The 18,208-nt window shown below is 73.8% G+C and carries 17 protein-coding genes; 10 read left to right on the forward strand and 7 right to left on the reverse strand.

Annotated elements, in window-relative coordinates; all coding sequences use genetic code 11:
- Window positions 1–60 precede the first annotated feature (60 nt).
- Genes plsX through ABZ860_RS13620 form a run of 4 tightly spaced genes read right to left on the reverse strand, consistent with a single transcriptional unit; the run spans window position 61 to window position 4,811 of the window.
- Window positions 61–1,134: a phosphate acyltransferase PlsX gene (gene plsX, locus ABZ860_RS13605; RefSeq protein WP_357219491.1), complete on the reverse strand. Its 1,074-nt coding sequence runs from the start codon at window positions 1,132–1,134 to the stop codon at window positions 61–63.
- Between the two features lies 1 nt (window position 1,135).
- Window positions 1,136–2,065, reverse strand: a complete 930-nt coding sequence (locus tag ABZ860_RS13610; RefSeq protein WP_357219493.1) for a phytoene/squalene synthase family protein — start codon at window positions 2,063–2,065, stop codon at window positions 1,136–1,138.
- On the reverse strand, window positions 2,062–3,588 hold the full coding sequence (gene crtI / locus ABZ860_RS13615; protein ID WP_357219496.1) for a phytoene desaturase family protein: 1,527 nt from the start codon (window positions 3,586–3,588) through the stop codon (window positions 2,062–2,064). The genes ABZ860_RS13610 and crtI overlap by 4 nt, the downstream gene beginning before the upstream one ends.
- On the reverse strand, window positions 3,585–4,811 hold the full coding sequence (locus ABZ860_RS13620) for a polyprenyl synthetase family protein (RefSeq protein WP_357219499.1): 1,227 nt from the start codon (window positions 4,809–4,811) through the stop codon (window positions 3,585–3,587). The genes crtI and ABZ860_RS13620 overlap by 4 nt, the downstream gene beginning before the upstream one ends.
- A gap of 221 nt (window positions 4,812–5,032) precedes the next feature.
- Between ABZ860_RS13620 and ABZ860_RS13625 the strand changes: the two genes are divergently transcribed.
- The 4 genes from ABZ860_RS13625 to ABZ860_RS13640 all read left to right on the forward strand — a co-directional run bounded on the left by ABZ860_RS13625 (window position 5,033) and on the right by ABZ860_RS13640 (window position 7,916).
- Entirely contained in the window at window positions 5,033–6,112 is a 1,080-nt protein-coding gene (locus ABZ860_RS13625) for a MerR family transcriptional regulator (protein WP_357219501.1), read from the forward strand.
- A 111-nt stretch (window positions 6,113–6,223) separates the two neighbouring features.
- Window positions 6,224–6,745: a sigma-70 family RNA polymerase sigma factor gene (locus tag ABZ860_RS13630; RefSeq protein WP_357219504.1), complete on the forward strand. Its 522-nt coding sequence runs from the start codon at window positions 6,224–6,226 to the stop codon at window positions 6,743–6,745.
- Between the two features lie 2 nt (window positions 6,746–6,747).
- Window positions 6,748–7,722: a DUF523 and DUF1722 domain-containing protein gene (locus ABZ860_RS13635; protein ID WP_357219506.1), complete on the forward strand. Its 975-nt coding sequence runs from the start codon at window positions 6,748–6,750 to the stop codon at window positions 7,720–7,722.
- On the forward strand, window positions 7,719–7,916 hold the full coding sequence (locus tag ABZ860_RS13640; protein WP_357219508.1) for a TspO/MBR family protein: 198 nt from the start codon (window positions 7,719–7,721) through the stop codon (window positions 7,914–7,916). Before ABZ860_RS13635 ends, ABZ860_RS13640 begins: the two co-directional genes overlap by 4 nt.
- Before the next feature lie 29 nt (window positions 7,917–7,945).
- Here ABZ860_RS13640 and ABZ860_RS13645 read toward each other — a convergent pair whose 3' ends face one another.
- Window positions 7,946–9,106 (reverse strand): pyridoxal phosphate-dependent aminotransferase, encoded by a 1,161-nt coding sequence (locus ABZ860_RS13645; protein WP_357219510.1) that lies wholly within the window; start codon window positions 9,104–9,106, stop codon window positions 7,946–7,948.
- 56 nt (window positions 9,107–9,162) lie between these two features.
- Here ABZ860_RS13645 and ABZ860_RS13650 point away from each other — a divergent pair, with 56 nt between their 5' ends.
- The 3 genes from ABZ860_RS13650 (at window position 9,163) to ABZ860_RS13660 (ending at window position 11,659) form a co-directional block, all read left to right on the forward strand.
- Window positions 9,163–9,711 carry an XRE family transcriptional regulator gene (locus tag ABZ860_RS13650; RefSeq protein ID WP_357219674.1) on the forward strand — a complete coding sequence of 183 codons (549 nt, stop codon included), beginning with the start codon at window positions 9,163–9,165 and terminating at the stop codon, window positions 9,709–9,711.
- A 113-nt stretch (window positions 9,712–9,824) separates the two neighbouring features.
- Window positions 9,825–10,700, forward strand: coding sequence for an MEDS domain-containing protein (locus tag ABZ860_RS13655; protein ID WP_357219513.1), 876 nt, complete (start codon window positions 9,825–9,827; stop codon window positions 10,698–10,700).
- Window positions 10,697–11,659, forward strand: coding sequence for a sensor histidine kinase (locus ABZ860_RS13660; RefSeq protein WP_357219515.1), 963 nt, complete (start codon window positions 10,697–10,699; stop codon window positions 11,657–11,659). Before ABZ860_RS13655 ends, ABZ860_RS13660 begins: the two co-directional genes overlap by 4 nt.
- Window positions 11,660–11,707: 48 nt before the next feature.
- On the opposite strand, the gene ABZ860_RS13665 is transcribed toward ABZ860_RS13660, so the two are convergent.
- On the reverse strand, window positions 11,708–12,214 hold the full coding sequence (locus ABZ860_RS13665) for a MarR family transcriptional regulator (protein ID WP_357219518.1): 507 nt from the start codon (window positions 12,212–12,214) through the stop codon (window positions 11,708–11,710).
- Window positions 12,215–12,300: 86 nt separating this feature from the next.
- Between ABZ860_RS13665 and ABZ860_RS13670 the strand changes: the two genes are divergently transcribed.
- Both ABZ860_RS13670 and thrS read left to right on the forward strand, forming a co-directional pair.
- Window positions 12,301–14,601: a phosphoketolase family protein gene (locus tag ABZ860_RS13670; RefSeq protein ID WP_357219521.1), complete on the forward strand. Its 2,301-nt coding sequence runs from the start codon at window positions 12,301–12,303 to the stop codon at window positions 14,599–14,601.
- A gap of 163 nt (window positions 14,602–14,764) precedes the next feature.
- Window positions 14,765–16,741, forward strand: a complete 1,977-nt coding sequence (gene thrS / locus ABZ860_RS13675; protein WP_357219524.1) for a threonine--tRNA ligase — start codon at window positions 14,765–14,767, stop codon at window positions 16,739–16,741.
- Between the two features lie 127 nt (window positions 16,742–16,868).
- Here thrS and ABZ860_RS13680 read toward each other — a convergent pair whose 3' ends face one another.
- Window positions 16,869–17,420: an Asp23/Gls24 family envelope stress response protein gene (locus ABZ860_RS13680; protein ID WP_357219527.1), complete on the reverse strand. Its 552-nt coding sequence runs from the start codon at window positions 17,418–17,420 to the stop codon at window positions 16,869–16,871.
- Between the two features lie 228 nt (window positions 17,421–17,648).
- On the opposite strand from ABZ860_RS13680, the gene ABZ860_RS13685 reads away from it, so the two are divergent.
- Window positions 17,649–18,200 (forward strand): HIT domain-containing protein, encoded by a 552-nt coding sequence (locus ABZ860_RS13685; RefSeq protein ID WP_357219529.1) that lies wholly within the window; start codon window positions 17,649–17,651, stop codon window positions 18,198–18,200.
- The last annotated feature ends 8 nt before the right edge of the window (window positions 18,201–18,208 follow it).

Genomic DNA, 18,208 nt, shown 5'->3' on the forward strand with positions numbered 1-18,208 from the left:
CCGATGATCCGGAAGGTGGGCCGGAACGCGGGCCGGAGCCGGGCCCGGCGGCGGGTGCGGTCACCGCCCGGGGTGGATGGCGAGACGGTCGCCGAGGCGGGCCACGACCTCGCCCTCGGCCAGGTCGCGCGCCACCACGCAGGCCCTGGTGATCGTCGCGGCCCGGGAGGAGCCGTGGGCCACGACGACGGTGCGGGCGAGCCCGAGCAGGGCCGCGCCGCCGTGCGTCTCGGGGGCGTAGCGCCGCGCCACCCGGCCGAGGCCGGCGGACCCGGCCACGCCCTCCGCCGCCGCGAGGGCGAGCGTGGCGCGCACGGTCCCCTCCACGTTCTTCAGCACGATGTTGCCGGTGAAGCCGTCGGTGACGATCACGTCGACGGCCCCGGTGAGCACGTCGCCGCCCTCGACGTTGCCGTGGAAACGCAGCGGCATGCCGCGCAGCAGGGTCTCGGCTTGGCGGCTCAGCCGGTTGCCCTTGCCGGGCTCCGCGCCGATGGACAGCAGCCCGACGCGGGGGTCGGCCACATCCAGCACGAGCTGCGCGTACGACGCCCCGAGCAGCGCGAACTGGGCGATCATCTCGGGCGTCGGGTCCATGGTCGCGCCGGCGTCGATCAGTACGGTGGCCCCGCCCGCCGTCGTCGGCAGCGCCACGGCCAGCGCGGGGCGCAGCACGGCGGGCGCGGTGCCCAGCCGGTCGACCGCGCAGGCGACCACGGCCCCGGTGGACCCCGCCGACACGAAGGCCGCGCCCGCTCCGTCCCGCACGAGGTCGAAGCCGACGGCCAGGCTGGAGCAGACCTTGCGGACCGCGCCCGCGCCCCGCTCGGTCATCGGCACGACGTCGGCGGCGTGCGCGACGTCGATCTCGCCCGCGGCCCCGGCCCGGGCCAGTTCCTCGCGTACGACCCCGGCCCGGCCGACGAGGACGACCGGCACGCCGTGCTCTCGCCACGCCTCGACCGCGCCCCGCACGATCTCCGCGGGCCCGTGGTCGCCGCCCATGGCGTCCACCACGACCGGCCGGGACGTCGCGTCCGGATCGCGGGCGGGAATCCTCGGCCCGGGGACCGGACCGGCGCCCGGCGCGGCGTCCTGCCCGGGATCCTGCTCGGGATCCTGCTCGGGATCCATGTCAGGCCACCTCCACACGGCGCTCGGCCTGCGCGGCGGCGCGCGCGGCGAGCAGGTGCCTGGCGAAGATCGCGAGCCTGCGCCGCCGGGGCACCCTGGCCCGCCTGGCCAGCACGTCGTGCCCGGCCGCCTCGACCTCGTCCAGGATGCCGCCGTACAGCTCGTACGCCGCCCGGATGCACGGCCGGGACGACGGCGCGAGCAGCTCGATCCCGTCGCGGGCCCGCCGGTAGTGGTCGCGGGCGCGGTCGCACTCGTAGGCCACCAGCTCCCGCACGGCCGGCGCGGCGTACGGCGCGGCCAGGTCGTCCTCGGTCACGCCGAACTTGTCGAGGTCCGACAGCGGCAGGTAGACGCGGCCCCGCGCCAGGTCCTCGCGGACGTCGCGGATGAAGTTCGTGAGCTGGAAGGCCAGCCCGAGCTGGCGGGCGGGCTCGTGGGCCCGCGCCTCCTCGCCCGGCAGCGCCTCCAGCACCGGCAGCATCATCGTCCCGATGACCGCCGCCGACCCCTCCATGTATCCCAGCAGGTCGTCGTAGGTCGCGTACCGGTGCACGGTGAGGTCGGCGCGCATGGACGCGAGGAACGCCCGCACGTCGGCCTGGTCGATCGCGAACGCCCGCACCGTGTGCGTGAACGCGGGGAGCACCGGATCGCGGACGCGGTCGCCGTCCAGCGCTGCCGCGAGCCGGGAGGACAGGCGCTCCAGCGCCGCGGCCCGGTCGCCGGTCAGCGCGAGCGAGTCGACGATCTCGTCGGCGTAGCGGGCGAAGCCGTACAACGCGTGGACGTGCGGCCGTTTCCAGGCGGGCAGCAGGCGGGTGGCCAGGTAGTACGAGCGGCCGTAGCTCGCGTGCAGCCTGCGGCACCGTTCGTAGCCGGCCGTCAGCGTCGCGGCCGGCGCCCCGGACGGCGTGCTCGGCGTGCTCATGGGGTGCTCTCCAGGATGCGTTCGGCGGCCAGGCGGCCGGAGATCAGTACGGGCGGCACCCCGACCCCGGGAGCCGTGTACATGCCGGCGAAGTGGAGGCCGGGAACCCGCCGGGCCGCCCCGGACGGGCGGAACCACGCGGTCTGGGTGAACCGGGCGTCGAGCGCGAAGGGCGTGCCGGCCGAGTGGCCGCGCCGCCGCCAGGCGGGGGGATCGAACACCAGCCGGGGCGTGCCGGACAGATCGCCGTACCCGAGGCGGTCGAGCCGGTCGACCATCCGGTCCAGGAGACGGGGGGTGAGGGTGGTCCAGTCGGCGCCGCCCCGCGTGTTCGCGGTGGGTTCCAGCACGCTGAGCACGGCGGGGCCGCCGCCGGCCGGCCCGTGGTTGTGGGGCCCGTGGTTGTGAGGCCCGTGGTTGTGAGGCCCGTGGTTGTGAGGACAGGTGACCAGCAGGCTCGGGTCCGGCTGCGGCCTGCCCGCCTCCAGCGCCGCGAACGTCGTCTCCCACTCCCGCCCGAAGTGCAGGGTGTGATGGGCCTGCCCCTCCGGGCGCCGGTCGAGCGCGAAGTGGGCCACCAGGCAGGAGGGAGAGAAGCGGGGCCGCCGCAGCCGCCAGTCGGCCGCCTCCTCAGGCAGCAGGCCGTCGCCGCCCCGCCGGCCGTGCGCCCGCACCAGGTCGAAGGCCACCACGGCGTGCCGGGCCGCGAGCCGTTCGCCGGTGTCGAGGCGGACGGCGGCCACCCCCGCCCCGTCGGTCTCGATCCGCGTGGCCCGCACGCCGTACCGGAAGACCGCCCCTGCCTTCTCGGCTGCGGCGGCCATGGCCCGGGGGACGGCGTGCATGCCGCCCTCCCGCGGGAAGTAGACCCCGCCGACCGTGTCCATGTGGGCGATCACCGCGTATATGCCGAGGGCGCGGCGCGGCGACAGGCCGACGTACAGCGCCTGGAAGGTGTGCGCCCTGATCAGCCGCTCGTCGGTGAGGTGACGCCGCACGAGCCCGTCCAGCCGGCGGAAGCCACCGAGCGCGGCCAGCCGCATCAGCGCGTACGGCCGGGCCAGCGCGCGCAGCCGGGTCATGTCCCGGTCGATGAACGCGCTCCACTCGGCCTCGAACATCTCTCCCAGCAGGCGCCGGAACCGCCGGTAGCGCCCGGCCTCCGCGGGGCCGCACAGCGCCCGCACCTGCTCGGCCATCGCGTCGGCCCCCGCCACCACGTCGAGCCGCGATCCGTCGTGGAAGGTCAGCCGGTAGTACGGATCGAGCCGCCGCAGCGGCAGCCAGCGCTCCAGATCCTGCCCGGCGGCGGCGAAGGTGTCGGCCAGCACCCCCGGCATGGTCAGCACCGAGGGCCCGGTGTCGAAGCGGTGGGAGCCCAGGGTCGCGGTGCCGCAGCAGCCCCCGGGCGCGTCGGCCGCCTCCACGACCGTCACCTCACGGCCCGCCCCGGCCAGGCGCATCGCGGCGGACAGGCCGCCCAGCCCGGCGCCGATCACCACGATCGGCCCGCCCGCGGTCATCGGCCCGCCCCGCCGGCAGCGGGCTCGGCGGAGCCGGGCGGACAAGCGGAGCCGTCCTCGGGAGCGGGGCCGGCCAGAGGAGCCGGACACGTCTGGGGAGCCGGACGCGTCCGGGGAGCGGGACCGGGCTGGGCGGCGCGGCGGGCGAGACCGAGCAGGGCCGCCCGGGCGTCCGCGGGGATGTCCGCCCCGGACAGCGCCTCGCCCGCGTACTCGGTCAGGCCGCGGATGCGCCGCTCGACCGCCTCCAGCGCGCCGGTCGCGGAGATCACCTCCCGGGCCGCGGCCAGGCGGTCCGCCCGCGCCTCGCCCGTCCCCGGCAGCGCGTCGAGCAGCGCGGCTCCCGGGCCGTCGGCCCGTTCGCGGGCCAGCGTCAGCAGGTAGGTCCGCTTGCCCTGCAGCAGGTCGGCCCCGGCGGGCTTGCCGGTCTGCGCCGGGTCGCCGAAGACGCCGAGGACGTCGTCGCGGAGCTGGAACGCCTCACCCAACGGGAGCGCGTACGCGCTGAGGACCCGGCGCAGCCCGGGCTCGCCTCCGGCGATGGCGTGGCCGAGGTGCAGCGGCCGCTCGACCGTGTACTTGCCCGACTTGTACGTCGAGATCAGCCGGGCCTCCCGGCGGTCGCCGCCGCCCCGGGCGGCGCAGGTCAGGTCGAGGTACTGCCCGGCGACCAGCTCCACGCGCAGCTGGGTGAAGACCTCCAGGGCGTCGGCCAGCCTGCGGCGGTCGGCCAGCAGCGCGGAGTCGGCCCACGTGAAGGCGAGCACGCCGAGCAGGATGGCGGCCGACTCTCCGAACCGGCGCGACGACCCGGCCCAGCCGAGCTCCCGGTGGCGCTCCGCGAGGGCCAGGTGGGCGGCCGGCCGGCCGCGCCGGAGGGGCGACTCGTCCATCACGTCGTCGAGGATCAGCGCGCACGCGTGGAGGAGCTCGATCGAGCAGCCCGCCGCCAGCACGGCCCCGAGGTCGTCGGGCGAACCGCCGGAGGCCCGATGGCCCCAGTACACGAACGCCGGCCGCAGCCGCCTGCCGCCGCGTGCGACGAAGTCGGCGAGGTGCCGCCGCAGCACCTCACGGTCGTCGGCGTCGAGGAAGGACAGCCGGCTCATCTCGCGCCGGAGCAGCTCGTCCAGGGCGCGGTCGAACAGGCCCGAAAGGCGGCGATCGAACGGCTCCCGCGTGTCGTCCCGAACGCCGCCGGTCTCGCGGGTCAACGTCAGCATGCGCACTGCTCCTTCGATCGTTACGGTGATCGGCGGCGCCGTCAGTAGAGTTTTCGCGCCCGCCCGCTCCGGCGGTTGCATCCGTGCCGGGCCGCCGCGCCGAAACAAGGTCAGGGGCGGCCGGGAGCACCGTGCGCGGGCCGGTGACATGGAGGGCGTGCGGGTGGCCGGAGGACGGCGGGCGGCCGCGACGACCGGACGGACGGACACGGGGTGAGCACGTGACGCGCGAGGGCGGGCCGGGGGCCGGCGAGAACGCCACCGAGGAGGAGCCGGGCTACGGCATCGGCGCCGTCTCCCGGCGGCTCGGCGTGCCCGCGTCCACGCTGCGCACGTGGAACCTCAGGTACGGCATCGGCCCGAGCAGGCGCAGCCCGGGCGGGCACCGCCGCTACGACGACGCGGACCTGCGCCGCCTTGAGGAGATGAACCGGCTGATCCGGGCCGGGATGCCCCCCGCCGACGCCGCCAGGCAGGCGCTGCGGCCGCGGCCCGCCGCCGGGGAGCGGGCGGCGTCCCCGGCGGGGCCGGCGGGGGAGAGGGCCGCCGCGCCGCCCGAGTCGCCCGGGCGGCCGGAGTCCCCCGGGGCGCCGGAGTTCCTTAGGCTGCCGGAGTCCCACAGGCCGCCGGAGTCCTCCAGATCGCCGGAGGGCGCGATGCCGCCCGCCCCCGCCGTACGGCCGGCCGCGGAACCCGGGTTGCTGTCGGCGGCCATGCTGGCCCGTGCGGCGGCGGCGCTGGACGCCGCGACCGTGAACGCGGGACTGGACGCGGCACTGGCCGCGCACGGCGTGGTGTGGACCTGGGAGCGGCTCGTGCTGCCGGTGTTCGCGGCCGTCAGCCGCAGGCAGCAGGACACCGGTGCCGGGATCGAGGTCGAGCACCTGTTCTCCGATCGGCTGCAGGCCGCACTGGCGCGGTTCTCGGCGCGTGCGCCCTCGCCCGTGCATCCCCGTCCCGTCCTGCTGGCCGGTGCGGAGGAGGAGCAGCACGCGCTGCCGATCCACGCGCTGGCCGCCGCGCTCGGCGCGCTCGGGGTGGAGACCCGCCTGCTCGGGGCGCGCACGCCGTACACCGCGCTGGCGGACGCGATGCGCCGCCTCGGTCCCGCTGCGGTGTTCGTGTGGTCGCAGATCCGGGAGACGGGCGATCCGGCCCCGCTGGCCGGTCTCCCCGGGCTCCGCCCCGCCTGCCGCGTCGTCGTCGGCGGCCCCGGGTGGTGGGACGGCCTGCCTACGCAGGTCGTCCGGGTGAACACGTTTCGTGACGCCATCTCGGCGGTAATGACCACTCTGCGGTGATTCGACCTCTTTGACGCATTTTTAACACCAGTGTTCGGCCCCCATGGTTGCTCACGTCGAACACGGGCACCTATGAATAGGTTTTGAATAGATTCTGCTCAAGGGGGGCCGATGGAGGAGACCCTGGAGTTCCGCCTCGCCGCGGGAGACACGGGAGCGCTGGGGGAGTGCTACCGGGCGCACTCGCCGGCCGTACGCTCCTACCTGCGCAAACTGGTGCCGCCCCAGGACGTGGAAGACGTCCTGCAGGTCGTCTTCACCGAGGTGTGGCGCTTCCGGCACCGCTTCGACCCGGCCCGCAGCCTGTCGGCCTGGCTGTTCGGCATCGCCCGCAACCGCGCGGTGGACCACCTGCGGGCGCGTACGCCGGCGACGGTGCCGCTGGAGGCGGTCCCCGATCCGGCGGGGCACGACGGCCGGTTGGACGGCGACGAGCTCGCCGACCGCGACCGTATCCGCCGCGCGCTGGCCACGCTTCCGCAGGTGCAGCGCCAGGCGATCGAGCTGGCCTACTACGGAGACCTGACCCAGCGGGAGATCGCCGAGCATCTGCGGGTCCCGCTCGGCACGGTCAAGGCGCGTACGGCGCGCGGCCTGCACCGCCTGTCCGCCCTGCTCCGGCCGGCGGCCTGATCATGGAACCCGCGGAAGGGATCAGGCCCAGGGTCGCCGTGTCGAGCTGCCTGCTCGGCGCACCCGTGCGGTTCAACGGCGGCCACAGCCGTGACCGGTTCCTGACCGAGGAGCTGGCGGAGCACGTGGACTGGGTGCCGGTCTGCCCCGAGATCGAGATCGGCCTCGGCGCCCCGCGTGAGACGCTCCGCCTGGAGCGCTCCCCGGACGGACCACGGCTCGTCACCCGCCGGACGCGCGAGGACCTGACCGCCCCGATGACCGCCCTCGCCGCCGGACGCGCGGCCGGTCTGGCGGACGTCGACGGCTACGTGTTCAAGTCGAGGAGCCCGAGTTGCGGGCTGCACGGCATCACCGTGTACGCGGAGTCCGGCGCGGCCGCCGACCGGCGGGGGAAGGGCATCTTCGCCGCCGCGCTCACCGCCGCCCGCCCCGAGCTGGCGGTCGAGGACGAGGGCCGGCTGCACGACGCCGTGCTGCGCGAGGCGTTCGTCGAGCGGATCTTCGCCTCGGCCCGCCTGCGGGCCCTGCTGGCCGGCGACTGGCGCCCCCGCGACCTGGTCGCCTTCCACACCCGGCACAAGATGCAGATCCTCGCCCACGCGCCCGCGGCCTACCGGGAGATCGGGCGGCTCGTGGCCGCGGCGGGCGAGCGGCCACGGGAGTCGCTGGCCCGCGAGTACGGCCGGGCGTTCCGCGCGGCGCTCGCCGCCAGGGCCACGGTCGGGCGCCACGTCAACGTCCTGCACCACTGCCTCGGCATGATCGGCCGGGAGCTCGACCCGGCCCGCCGGGCCGACCTGGCCGAGGTGATCGCGTCGTACCAGGTCCGCAGGGTCGCCCTCGCGGTGCCGCTCGCCCTGCTCAGGCACCACGCGAGGGGCGCGGGGGACGTCCACGCGCGGTACCTCCGCGACCAGACCTACCTGTCCCCGTATCCCGACGCGCTGCGCCTGCGCAACCACATCCCCGCATGAGCGCGGACAACCCCCGCCTCGCGCTCGCGGAGATCCTCGCGCTCAACGTGTCGAACGCCCTGCTGACCCGCCGCCTCCTCCGGCAGGACCGTACGGCCGGGCTTCTGCTGCTGCCGTACGCCGGATGGACGGTCTTCGCCACCGCACTCAACGCCGCCATCGCACGACACAACCCGGAAGCACGGACAAGCTGAAAGCACGGCACAACCCGGACGCCTGAGGGTCAGCCGATCGCGCGGCGGAAGCGCTCGCCGAGCCCGGCCAGCCGTTCGACCGGCTCGTTGGCGAACACGAGCCGCAGGTAGTGCGCCCCCGACGGGCCCCAGCCGTCCATGGGCGTGGCGGCGACCCTGCCGCGTTCGAACAGCAGCCGGGACAGCTCGGCGGGCGTCAGCCCGAGCGGGCGGGTGTCGACCAGGGCGGACCAGCCGCCGTGCGGCGGGACGACCGGATAGTCGGCCAGTTCGCGCAGGACGGCGTCCCGGCGGCGTGCCCACACCGCGGTGGCCGCCGCCACGTCCGCCTCGGCGCCCGGGTCGTCCAGGGCGGCCGCCACCGCCTCCTGGGCGATCCCCACCTGGCACACGACGTTGGTGAGGCCGACCAGGCGGATGTCGGCGAGGACGGCGGCCGGCCCCACCACCCAGCCGACCCGCCAGCCGATGAGCCGCAGCTCCTTCGACGCCGAGCCGACGGTGATCGTGCGGCCGGCCAGGTCGTCGCGGGCGGCGGGGTGGCTCGGCGGCCGTCCGTCGAAGCGGATGCGCTCCATCGCGGCGTCGTAGATCAGCCAGGCGTCGTGCCGCTGACAGGCGGCGGCGAGCGCCGCCCAGTGGCGGTCGTCGAGCACGAGCCCGGTCGGCATGAGCGGGCTCATCATCAGCACCGCGGCGGTCCGTCCGGTGACCGCGGCGGCCAGCTCCTCCGGGTCGAGCGTCCAGCCTCCGGTCGTGGCCCTGGCGGGCACGAAGCGGGGGACGCCTCCCGCCAGCCGCACCCGGTTGACCAGCCCCGCGTAGACGGGGTCGCACAGCACGACCTCCCGCCCCGGCTCGACGGTGGCGAGCAGCGTGTTCAGCACGCCGTTGAGCCCGCCCGCCACGCTGACGCACTCGGTGCCGGGGTCGTACGAGCGCCCTGCCATGCGGCCGACGTGCGCGGCGGCGGCCGTACGCAGGGAGCGGCGGCCCTGGAACGGCAGATAGCTGTTGGCCGCGTCGTCGTCGAGGGCGGCCCGGGTCGCCTCGATCGCGACGGCGGGCGGCCGGAGGTCGGTGTCCAGGTTCTCCAGCCGCAGCAGTTCCGGATCGTCCGCCGCGTCGGCGGCGTCGCCGACGAGGTCGACCCCGATGCCCGGGATGTCGCGGAGCCGGGACACGGTCATGAGCACTCCGTTCGTTTTGCTGATACTCGCGTACCACTATGCTGATACGCGTGAACATGGCGCAAGTGGTCGGCGACAACGTCCACCGGCTGCGGAACGCGGCCGGCATCTCCCTGGCGGACCTCGCGGCGGCGGGCGGGATCAGCAAGACGACCCTGCACGGTATCGAACAGGGCGCGGGCAACCCCACCCTCGGCACGCTGTGGGCCCTCGCCACCGCGCTCAAGGTCTCACTGGGGGAGCTGATCGAGCCGCCGGCTCCCGTCGTGGAGGTCGTGCGCGCGGACGACGAGCGGCCCGCCGTGACCGGCGACGCCGTGGGCGCCCGCCTGCTGCACCGCATCCGGCTGCGCGGCACCGTGGAGGTCTACGCGATCGAGGTGGCCGCGAACGGGCAGGAGTCGCAGCCTCATCTGCCCGGCGTCGAGGAGTGCCTGGTCCTCACGGGCGGCCGGATCACGGCCGGGCCCGCCGACGCGCCGGTGGACCTGTCGGAGGGCGACTCCCTGCGGTTCGAGGCCTCCCGGCCCCACGTCTACCGGGGCCACGACGAGCGCAACCGGGCCGTGCTGCTCATGCTCCACCCCGACCCGCCCGGCGCCTGAGCCCCCGGCCCCGCCTCAGGGAGGATCGGCGGCGAAGGTCCTCCCTGAGGCGGGGACGCCTATAGCCTGGGGGCGCCCGCATTCCCCAGGCGGCGTGTTATGAGGTGGACGCCATGGTCCCGTCCCTGTTCGACCGGCTGGTCGCCGGCGATCACGTGTGCACCGTCTACGACGACGAGGCGCAGCGGCTCACCGCCGTCGCCCGGTTCGTCCGCGCCGGCGTCGGCGGCGGCAACAGGGTCGTCGCCTTCTCCGCCGGCTCCCCGGAGAAGGCCGTGGACGAGCTCGTGACCCAGGGCGTGGACGCCCGGGCGCTGTGCGAAACCGGCGCACTGCAGGTGTACGCCGCGGGGGACACCTACCTGGCGTCGGGCTCCTTCGACCCCGAGGCGGCGGTCGGCGGCTGGCGGCGGGCGCTCGCGGAGGCTCTCGACGCGGGCTACACCGGCCTGTGGGCGCTGGGCGACATGGCCTGGGGGGCCTCGCAGATCCCCGGCGCCGAGCGCCTCCACTGGTACGAGGCCGAGGTCAACCGGGTCTTCTCCGGCGGCCAGGCCCTCGCCATGTGCCTGTACGACCGGCGGACGATGCCGCCGGAGGCGCTCGACCGGATCTCCGCCGCCCACCCCTCCCGGCTCGGCCCCGGGCCGGACGAGAGCTGGGCCCCGCTGTTGCGCATGCGGCGGACGGCCGTTCCACCCGGCCTCGCCCTCTCCGGCGAGGCCGACGCGTCCAACCGGGAGGCGCTCGCCGCCACGCTCGCCGGACTGCGGGAGGACCTGCCGGACGCGCGCGGGCCGCTGACCGTCGACCTGTCGGAGCTGCGCTTCGCCGACGCGGCGGTCGCACGGCTGCTGATCGAGAGCCACCGTGCCCTTCCCGGAGGGATCAGAGTGGTCGGGTGTCCACCTCAGGTCGCCCGGCTGTTACAGGTGCTGGGCGGCGAGGAGATCCTTGGAGCGGTCGACCGCGCGGAGGTGACGGCATGACCGGGTTCGACCACATCGGGCTGCTGTATCGGGACGAGGACGAGTACGCCACGGAATGCGCCGCCTTCCTCCGGCGGGCTCTGGCCGCCGAGGAGCCCGCGATGGTCGCCGTGCCGGGCGGCAACGGCGAGCTGATCCGGGCCCGCCTCGGGAGCGACGCCCATCGGGTCGTCTTCAGGGACATGAGCGTCGCGGGCCGCAACCCGGGGCGGATCATCCCGTCGGTCCTGCTCGCCTTCCGGCGCGAGCACACGGGCCGGCGCGTCTGGATCATCGGCGAGCCCATCTGGGACGGGCGCAGCGAGATCGAGTATCCCGCCTGCGCCCAGCACGAGGCCCTCATCAACGCGGTCTTCGCCGCCGAGGAGGCCGCGATCCTGTGCCCGTACGACGTGGCGCGGCTGAGTCCGGAGGCGGTCGCCGACGCGCACCGGACCCATCCCGTGATGCAGGACGCGACCGGAGTCTGGGACAGCCCGGTCTACACCGACCCGATCGAGACCGCCGCCGCGTTCGACGTCCCGCTGCCCGCCCCTCCGCCGACCGCGGCGGCCTACCGCTTCGAGGGCCTGCGCGCTCTGCCGGCGCTGCGCGCGTTCCTGTCCCGCGAGGCCCTCGCGGCCGGGCTCGGGGGGCGGCGCCTGACCGAGATGCTCATCGCCGTGAACGAGCTGGCCACCAACACCGGGGAGTACACCGACGGGGCCGGCACGCTGACGGTCTGGACCGAGCACGGGACGCTGGTGTGCCAGATCGACGACGGCGGCCGGATCGCCGACCCGCTCGCGGGGCGGGTGCCGCCCCCCGACCACGCCACCCATGGTCGCGGCCTGCTCGTCGCCCACGAGTTCGCCGACCTGGTCCGCATCCACCGGCACCCGCGGGGGACGAGCATCCGCGTCCACTTCGCCCTGCCGCCCGAGCAGGTGCCGCCCGAGCAGGTGCCGGCCGTCGGGTGACGGACCGGCGCCGTTCACCGGGCGGCGGCGTTCACCGGGCGGCGGCGTTCACTGGGCGGCGGCGTCGAGCGCACGGGGGCGCTCGGCCTCCGCGGCCCGCTGGTACTCGAAGGCCGACAGGATCGTGTCGAGGATCTCGCCGAATTGCCGCACCTGGCCGGGGGTGAGGGGGTCGAACAGCACCCGGCGAACCTCCTCGACGTGGCCCGGCGCCGCATCCTCGAGTGCGGCGAAGCCCTCGTCGGTCAGCTCGGCGACGGTCGTGCGCCGGTCCTCCGGCCGCTTGAGCCGCCGCACCCAGCCCTTCTCCTCCAGCCGCGAGACGGCGTGGGACAGGCGGCTGACCGAAAACTGGAGGATGGCGGACAGCTCCGTCATCGTCATGGTCCGCCCGGGCGACTCGGAGAGGACCACCAGGATCATGTAGTAGGCGTGCGGCATGCCCGAGTCGCGCTGCAACTGCCGTTCGAGGGCCTCCTGGAGGAGCTGGCTCGTCCGGAGGTAGGAACGCCAGGTGCGCTGCTCCTCCTGGTCGAGCCATCGGGTGCCGGACATGGCGCCAAGACTACCGTCGGTGGGCACGCTGTTTTGTGGGCGAAAGACCCTGGTTCGGCCGTCGCCGCTGGGAAAGTGTCAGGGGCATGGACGCACACGGGAACATCGACGCCTACTGGCGGGCCGCCAACTATCTCTCCGTCGGCCAGATCTACCTGATGGACAACCCGCTGCTGACCGACCCGCTCACCTCCGAGCACGTCAAGCCGCGGCTGCTCGGCCACTGGGGTACGACGCCCGGGCTCAACTTCTGCTTCGCCCACCTCAACCGGATCATCCGGGAGCGCGACCAGGACATGATCTACATCGCCGGCCCCGGTCACGGGGGCCCGGCGGCCGTCGCCCACGCGTGGCTCGAAGGCACCTACACCGAGCGCTACCCCCACGTCACCCAGGACGCCGAGGGCATGCGCAGGCTCTTCCGCCAGTTCTCCTTCCCCGGCGGCATCCCCAGCCACGTCGCCCCCGAGACCCCGGGATCCATCCACGAGGGCGGCGAGCTCGGCTACGCCCTGTCCCACGCGTACGGCGCGGCCTTCGACAACCCCGGCCTCGTGGTGGCCTGCGTGGTCGGCGACGGCGAGGCCGAGACCGGCCCGCTCGCCACCGGCTGGCATTCCAACAAGTTCCTCAACCGGGACACCGACGGGGTGGTCCTGCCGATCCTGCACCTGAACGGCTACAAGATCGCCAATCCGACCGTGCTGGCCAGGATCCCGGAGGACGAGCTGGTCAAGCTCTTCGAGGGGTACGGCTACCGCCCGCACATCGTCTCCGGTCACGAGCCGGCGGAGATGCACGAGCTCATGGCGGCCACCCTCGACACCGTCTTCGACCAGCTGGCCGACCGCGGTCCGCTGCCGATGATCATCCTGCGTACGCCGAAGGGCTGGACCGGGCCGCGCGAGGTCGACGGGGTCCCGGTCGAGGGCACCTGGCGCGCCCACCAGGTGCCGCTGACCGACGTCCGGGACCGGCCCGACCGGCTGGAGGCCCTGGAGGAGTGGATGCGCTCCTACCGGCCCGAAGAGCTGTTCGACGCCGGCGGGCGGCCGGTCGAGACGATCACGCGGACCGTCCCGGACGGTCCGCTGCGGATGAGCGCCAGCCCGCACGCCAACGGCGGGGAACTGCTGCGCCCGCTCGTGCTGCCCGACTTCCGCGAGTACGCGGTCGAGGTCAAGGCCCCGGCCACGGCCTCCAGCGAACCGACCCGCGTGCTCGGGGCGTTCCTGCGCGACGTCATCGCGGCCAACCCCACGAACTTCCGGCTGCTCGGCCCGGACGAGACCGCCTCCAACCGCCTGTCCGCCGTCTTCGAGACGACCGACAAGGAGTGGGAGGCCGCCCTGCTGCCGACCGACGAGAACATCGGTCCCCGGGGCAGGGTCATGGAGGTGCTCAGCGAGCACCAGTGCCAGGGCTGGCTGGAGGGCTACCTGCTGACCGGCCGCCACGGGCTGTTCAACTGCTACGAGGCGTTCATCCACATCGTGGACGCGATGTTCAACCAGCACGCCAAGTGGCTGGAGTCCTCCCGCAAGATCCCCTGGCGGCGGCCGGTCGCCTCGCTGAACTACCTGCTGTCGTCCCACGTCTGGCGCCAGGACCACAACGGCTTCAGCCACCAGGATCCCGGCTTCCTCGACGTCGTCGTCAACAAGAAGGCCGAGGTCGTCCGCGTCTACCTGCCGCCGGACGCCAACACCCTGCTGTCGGTCGCCGACCACTGCCTGCGCTCGCGCGACTACGTCAACGTCGTCGTGGCCGGCAAGCAGCCCGTGCTCGACCTGATGAGCATGGACGAGGCGATCGTCCACTGCACCCGCGGGCTGGGCATCCTCGGCTGGGCCTCCACCGACGAGGGCACCGACCCCGACGTCGTGCTCGCCTGCGCCGGTGACGTGCCCACGCTGGAGACCCTGGCCGCCGCCGCGCTGCTCCGCGAGCACCTGCCCGAGCTGCGGATCCGCGTGATCAACGTGGTCGACCTCATGCGGCTGCAGCCGGCGTCCGAGCACCCGCACGGCCTGCCCGACGCCGAGTTCGACGCGCTGTTCACCACGGACCGGCCGATCATCTTCAACTTCCACGGCTACCCGTGGCTGATCCATCGCCTGACCTACCGGCGCACCGGGCACGACAACCTGCACGTGCGCGGCTACAAGGAGGAGGGCACCACCACCACGCCGTTCGACATGGCGATGCTCAACGACATCGACCGCTTCCACCTGGTGATGGACGTGATCGACCGGGTGCCCGGCCTGGGCAGCAGGGCGGCCCACCTGCGCCAGCGCATGGCCGACGCCCGGCTGCGCGCCCGCGCCCACACCCGCGAGTTCGGCGAGGACCCCGCCGAGATCCGCGACTGGACGTGGCCCTGCTGAATCCCGGGCTCTGCTGAATCCGGGGCGAGTCCGGCGGCGGGCGCGGCGCATGACCGCCATTCGGGGGCGGCGGCACCGGTAGCATCGGATGCGACCGGAGCCGCCGCCTCGCGTGCGCGCGGGCCCCGAGATCCATGCGCCGAACCTGTCCTAAGGAGCCACCGTGTCCGCCGCCCTTGAGATACGCATCACCCTCGCCGGAGCCGAGCGCGTGGTGGCGGCGGGTACGACGGCCGGGGAGGCGCTCGGCGCCGACGGCAGGTCGGTGATCGCCGCCCGGATCAACGGCGAGCTGCGCGACCTGGCCGCCGAGGTCGCCGAGGGCGACGTGGTCGAGCCGGTCGCGATCGACAGCCCCGACGGCCGGGCCATCCTGCGCCACTCCACCGCGCACGTCATGGCCCAGGCCGTCCAGGAGATCTTCCCCGAGGCGAAGCTCGGCATCGGCCCGCCGGTCGACAACGGCTTCTACTACGACTTCGACGTCCGCGAGCCGTTCACCCCCGACGACCTCAAGCGCATCGAGAAGCGCATGCGCGAGATCGTCAAGCAGGGGCAGACCTTCCGGCGCCGCCCGGTCGGCGACGACGAGGCCCGCGAGGAGCTCGCCGCCGAGCCGTACAAGCTGGAGCTCATCGGGCTCAAGGGCGGCGCGGCCGAGGCGGCCGACGGCGCGAACGTCGAGGTCGGCGGCGGCCAGCTCACCATCTACGACAACCTCGACCCCAAGTCGGGCGAGCTGTGCTGGAAGGACCTGTGCCGGGGGCCGCACCTGCCGAGCACCCGGGTCATCCCGGCCTTCAAGCTCATGCGGTCCGGCGGCGCCTACTGGCGGGGCAGCGAGAAGAACCCGCAGCTGCAGCGCATCTACGGCACCGCCTGGGAGTCGCGCGAGAAGCAGGACGAGTACCTCCACCTGCTGGAGGAGGCCGAGAAGCGCGACCACCGCAAGCTCGGCGCCGAGCTCGACCTGTTCTCCTTCCCCGACGAGCTGGGCTCCGGCCTGCCGGTGTTCCACCCCAAGGGCGGCGTGATCCGCCGGGTGATGGAGGACTACTCGCGCCGCAGGCACGAGGAGGCGGGCTACTCCTTCGTCAACACCCCGCACATCACGAAGGACAACCTCTACAAGATCTCCGGCCACCTCGACTGGTACGCCGACGGCATGTTCCCTCCCATGGAGCTGGAGGGCGCGCGCTACTACCTCAAGCCGATGAACTGCCCGATGCACAACCTGATCTTCAGGGCGCGCGGGCGGTCCTACCGTGAGCTGCCGCTGCGACTGTTCGAGTTCGGCACGGTCTACCGCTACGAGAAGTCGGGCGTGGTGCACGGCCTGACCCGCGTACGCGGCCTGACCCAGGACGACGCGCACATCTACTGCACCCGCGAGCAGATGCGCGACGAGCTCACCTCGCTGCTGCGGTTCGTGCTCGACCTGCTGCGCGACTACGGCCTGGAGGACTTCTACCTGGAGCTTTCCACCAAGGACCCGGAGAAGTTCGTCGGCAGCGACGAGACCTGGGAGGAGGCCACCCAGACCCTGCGGGAGGTGGCCGAGTCGGAGAAGCTGGAGCTGGTCCTCGACCCGGGCGGCGCGGCCTTTTACGGGCCCAAGATCTCGGTGCAGGCCCGGGACGCCATCGGCCGGTCCTGGCAGATGTCGACCATCCAGCTCGACTTCAACCTGCCCGAGCGCTTCGGCCTCGAGTACCAGGCCCCCGACGGCACCCGGCAGCGACCGGTCATGATCCACCGGGCGCTGTTCGGATCGATCGAGCGCTTCTTCGGCGTGCTGGTCGAGCACTACGCGGGCGCGTTCCCCGCGTGGCTCGCCCCGGTGCAGGTCGTCGGCATCCCGATCGCCGACGCCCACGTTCCCTACCTGCAGGACGTCGCCAAGCGGCTGCGTGAGCAGGGCATCAGGATCGAGGTCGACGAGAGCGACGACCGCATGCAGAAGAAGATCCGCAACGCCCAGAAGGCCAAGGTGCCGTACATGCTGCTGGCGGGCGACGACGACATCGCCGCGGGCGCGGTGTCCTTCCGCTACCGCAACGGCGAGCAGAAGAACGGCGTCCCGATCGACGAGGCGATCAACGAGATCGTCGACGCCGTCCGCCGCCGCGTCCAGGTCTGACGACCGGCCACGCCGAACGCGGGCGCCCCACCCGGGGCTCCCGCGTTCTGGCTTCTTCCCGGCTCGCTTCTCCCCGGCCCCGCTCCTCCCCGGCAGAGCGGGCAGGGGAGTCCTCCGGAAGGCCGGCTCAGGATGCCCGGGCGGCCTCGGCGGGGGAGTCCTGGCCGGGGAGGCGGACGTCGTCGACGGTCACGTTGACCTCGACCACGCGCATGCCGAGCATCCGGCTCACCGACCGGGCGACGTTGACCTTGACCTCGGTGGCGACGTCCATCACCACGTGGCCGTACACGATGACGATGGTCACGTCGACCGAGACCTGCTGATCCTGGATCTTGGCCTGCACGCCCTGCGTCGCCCGCTTGCTTCCCACACCGATGCGGTCGCGTACGGATTCGAAGGCACGCTCAAGGTCGCCGCCCAGGTCGGCGACGCCGGGGATCTCCAGGGCGGCCAGCGCCGCCACCTTCTCCACCACCTCGTCGGCGACCTTGATCCGGCCCTTGAGGACGTTCGCGGTCGGCGCCTCGGGCCTCGGCGTCCCCGCGAAAGGTTCCGGCTCCGCCGGGTCGGCCGCCTCCGGGCCCGCCTCCACGCCCGCCGGGTCGTCGAGGCTCCCCTCGGCGTACGCGTCGGTCTGCTCTTCCACTCGCTCCTCGACGGCGGCGGCCTCGCTCATGTGACGGCTCCTGGGGGGTGGGGCGTCCGGCAGGTGCATTGTGCCCGATGATCAGGCAGGCCGTCCGGTGTCCGCCGATATCCGTGAGCCGCCGGTCGTGCCCGCCCTGGCGGTGGCCGGCGCAACCCGGCCGGTGGGAGGAGATCCGCGAGGTCATATGCTGCTGCCAGTGCCCAGTACCAAATGCGACAGTGCACAGGGACGACGGGAGCGGAGGAGATCGCGGACGTGGACTCAGAGCCGATCGAGCAGGAGGGCGCCGGGGTTCCCGACAGCTTCCAGCGCCTGTGGACCCCGCACCGGATGGCCTACATCAAGGGCGAGAACAAGCCCAGCGGGTCCGGCGCGGATGACGGCTGCCCCTTCTGCGAGATTCCCAAGCTCCCCGACGAGGACGGGCTGATCGTGGCCCGGGGATCGGCCGTGTTCGCCGTGCTCAACCTTTACCCGTACAACTCCGGGCACCTGATGGTCTGCCCCTACCGGCACGTGTCCGACTACGCGGACCTCGACGGGCCCGAGACGGCGGAGCTGGCCGAGTTCACCAAGCGCGCGACGCAGGCGCTGCGCAAGGCGAGCGGGGCGCAGGGCTTCAACGTCGGCATGAACCTGGGCAGCGTGGCGGGCGCGGGCATCGCGGCCCACCTCCACCAGCACGTCGTGCCGCGGTGGGGCGGCGACACCAACTTCATGCCGGTGGTCGGGCGCACCAAGGTGCTGCCGCAGCTGCTGCGCGACACCCGCGACCTGCTCGCCGACGCCTGGCCCGCCGCGTCCTGACCGTTCCC

The sequence above is a fragment of the Microbispora sp. NPDC046973 genome, assembly GCF_040644495.1.
Lineage (GTDB): Bacteria > Actinomycetota > Actinomycetes > Streptosporangiales > Streptosporangiaceae > Microbispora.